The following is a 2,851-nucleotide window of genomic DNA, read 5'->3' as shown; positions in this document are numbered from 1 at the left end:
GCCCGACCTATCCGACACAATGCGCAAGTGCCGGATAGGAACGGCAAAATTTTTTACACTTCTATTACTTCTTTATCACACATCAGTAAAGTCGCAGGGTGTTAAGCAGTTCATGGCTAATTAAAGGGAACAAAAAGAAAGGAAAAGCACAATCCAGACGGTATCAGCGGCAGTCTACAAGAATAAATTGTGATTTCACAAGATTGGTGTTATAATAAGAGAAAAGTTCCTGCCGAGGCAACCGCCCCGGTGGTATGGATAGAAAGGCAGGAAAACAATATGCACATCAGCTATAAACCACTCTGGCATACACTGTTAGAGCGTGATATGAGAAAAGAAGATTTAAGGCTTGCCGCCGGTATGACAACGAATATGATTGCCAACATGAGCAAAGAGGGAAAGCACATCAGCATGGACACATTAGCCCGTATCTGTGAAACGCTGAATTGTGAGATTACCGATGTGATTGAGTTAGTACCAGACGAGCCTGCTTCCACAGGAGGTAAGGAACATGAGAGAATTGAAACCAAGAATAACGGAAAACGGAATTGATTATATCCTTGTCGGAGATTACTACATCCCGGACTTGAAACTGCCGGAGGAACACCGCCCTATCGGAAAGTACGGACGGATGCACCGGGAATATTTAAGGGAAGTCCACCCAGCCAGATTGAATACATTGATACTGACCGGAGAATTGTGGACATATCTTGCAGACCTGAACGAACAGGCACAGGAACGGTTAGACACTATCATGGAGCAGATGAAAGCCACCGAGGGCGTGACAGAGGAATTGAAGCGAACTCAACAAATGGAATGGGTGCAGCGTTGTAATAACATTCACAACCGGGCAGAAGAAATTGTTTTGCATGATATAATTTATTCATACGGGAGTAATTAAATCGGAGGTATATAAGATGATTGAAATTGTATTTGGTGAAAGTGCCTGTGGAAGTTTGAAAATTGCCCAAACTTACGGTAAGGGAAAGTATAGAGGAAGTGCAGTTTCGGTCTTTATGAGGCACGAAGATGGGAGTGTTCCATCTTCAGATGAAATGAAAGAAGCACAAATTCAAGCACAGGAACAAGAACATATTGCTTGGGAGAATGCTATTCCATTGGGAGGCAAGAGCAGTGATGTTTATTGTTTTGATATGGCTCTTAGTGTGGGAGATATTTCTGATAATGGAATTGGCGAACAGCGGAAAAATGTTCTCAAGAAAATGCTGTCTGTCTGGTTTGTAGAGGATTTAGACTATCAGGTTGAAGAAAAAATACAGAAAATTAAAACTACATTGTCTTCGGTTATTGAACGATATGTAGCTGGGGAAGAAGTTCGTATTTGGTATAGCTATAATCCGGATGAACTTTGCGGTATGTACTGGCTTATGAAACAACTTCGACCATTAAACTGTCAGACAACAATTTATTTGGTTAAGTTACCTGCCTGGGAATATGGAAAAGAAAATACTATAACATCCAAAATAGCATGGGGTGAGGTTTCTCCTGGCGAATGGGGAAAATATATAACTCTACAAGAAAAAGCTAAGCCTGTATTTCTTTCAGCTTGTGCTATGAAATGGAATCAATTTCAAAATGAAAATGCACCTTTGCGTGCAATGCTAAATGGTAAATTGCAAAGTGTTTCAGAAGATATATATGATAGTTTCATTCTTCGTGAAATTGCGGAACAGCCAGAGCAATTCAAAATGGCTATTGTTATAGGTAATGTTTTAGGAAAATATCAACTTGGAATTAGTGATGTATGGATTTCTAATCGCATTGATAAAATGCTTGAAGATGGTGTGTTGGAAATTATACAGGACGCACCAAAGGGAGAAACAAATTATCGCCGGATATTAAGAAAACGAATGAAATAATAACCACAGCAAGAACCGCTGCTACATGGAAGGCACCCCAACCATGCAACAGCGGTTTTTTTACCGTTTTTTCCTCTGGCTGATAGGCGTTCCCATTTTCTTTGATTTTTTGAGAATCCGAATCAGCCAGCGAAATTCTTCGTCTGACAGATTTTTATAGTTGATACCGAGCTGCTTGCAGTAAAGGACAACCAGCTTTTCATCCCGGCTGCCCTTGAAATTTTCGACTGCTTCGAGATTTTCTTTCAATTCATCGGCAACGGTGGTCTGGGGCGCACTCTCACTGTCCTTTTTGTGGGCTTCCCGAATATCCCGGATAATCAGGTTGAGGTCATCCAGAACCATGTGACTGAAATACTCATCATCACTGATATGGGCGGCTTGCAGCACTTTCAAATGCGGGTCATCTTCGCCTGGGCGATACCGTTCAATGATTTCATGCCGGACGGTATCGACAAGTGCATTGAGGTTTTGAATCTGCATGGTAGCAATCCCGTCCACATAAATCTCAATGTCTGCAAGAAACTTGATAAAATCTTTATGTGTAGCAAGCTCACAGAGCAGACGGTTGTTAATCCGACCGCTTTTCAGCAGTGCCACCATCTCATCATTCAAATGCAACTCCGTCAATGGTGTGTTGATCTGCTCCCTGTTCTCTATCCGGCACAGTAGATAATCAACAGAGACCCCATAGAAGTCTGCCAGCGTGATAAGGTTGCCATGATTGATTTCCTTAAAATCCTCTTTTTCATAACTTCCAAGAGCTGATTTGGAAATGCCTGTCAGCTTTGATAGTTCTTCCAGATTTAAGCCTTTGTCCTTGCGGAGTTCCCAAAGGCGTTCCTGTATGCTTGTTGCTCCTTTCATGGGCGCACGCTCCTTTCCAATGGTTTCATTGCTGCCGCTTATCTGGATTATATCACACTTTCCGCAATCGTGGAAATTTCTGATTTTTACCCCTAATTCCTACT

The 2,851-nt window shown here is 41.9% G+C and carries 4 protein-coding genes and 1 pseudogene; 4 read left to right on the top strand and 1 reads right to left on the bottom strand.

Annotated features, from left to right (window positions below; genetic code table 11):
- Positions 1–19 precede the first annotated feature (19 nt).
- The 4 genes and pseudogenes from LKD71_RS18815 to LKD71_RS17805 form a co-directional block, all read left to right on the top strand.
- A pseudogene (locus tag LKD71_RS18815) lies at positions 20–118 on the top strand (Maff2 family mobile element protein); the annotation flags it as partial.
- Positions 119–279: 161 nt separating this feature from the next.
- A complete protein-coding gene (locus LKD71_RS17815; RefSeq protein WP_002593556.1) occupies positions 280–552 on the top strand; it encodes a helix-turn-helix domain-containing protein in 273 nt (90 codons plus the stop codon).
- Positions 512–901 carry a TnpV protein gene (locus LKD71_RS17810; protein WP_009296082.1) on the top strand — a complete coding sequence of 130 codons (390 nt, stop codon included), beginning with the start codon at positions 512–514 and terminating at the stop codon, positions 899–901. The genes LKD71_RS17815 and LKD71_RS17810 overlap by 41 nt, the downstream gene beginning before the upstream one ends.
- A gap of 16 nt (positions 902–917) precedes the next feature.
- Positions 918–1,880 (top strand): DUF3658 domain-containing protein, encoded by a 963-nt coding sequence (locus LKD71_RS17805; RefSeq protein ID WP_227616404.1) that lies wholly within the window; start codon positions 918–920, stop codon positions 1,878–1,880.
- A 60-nt stretch (positions 1,881–1,940) separates the two neighbouring features.
- On the opposite strand, the gene LKD71_RS17800 is transcribed toward LKD71_RS17805, so the two are convergent.
- Positions 1,941–2,747 (bottom strand): helix-turn-helix domain-containing protein, encoded by an 807-nt coding sequence (locus tag LKD71_RS17800; RefSeq protein ID WP_006873172.1) that lies wholly within the window; start codon positions 2,745–2,747, stop codon positions 1,941–1,943.
- Positions 2,748–2,851 lie beyond the last annotated feature (104 nt).

Source organism: Fusicatenibacter faecihominis, from assembly GCF_020686945.1.
Taxonomy (GTDB): Bacteria; Bacillota; Clostridia; order Lachnospirales; family Lachnospiraceae; genus Limivivens; species Limivivens faecihominis.
This window is presented reverse-complemented; position numbering and strand designations above follow the sequence as displayed.

Coding starts and splice junctions, on each gene's coding strand:
- LKD71_RS17815 (WP_002593556.1), top strand. CDS start 280: ATGCACATCAGCTATAAACCACTCTGGCATACACTGTTAGAGCGTGAT.
- LKD71_RS17810 (WP_009296082.1), top strand. CDS start 512: ATGAGAGAATTGAAACCAAGAATAACGGAAAACGGAATTGATTATATC.
- LKD71_RS17805 (WP_227616404.1), top strand. CDS start 918: ATGATTGAAATTGTATTTGGTGAAAGTGCCTGTGGAAGTTTGAAAATT.
- LKD71_RS17800 (WP_006873172.1), bottom strand. CDS start 2,747: ATGAAAGGAGCAACAAGCATACAGGAACGCCTTTGGGAACTCCGCAAG.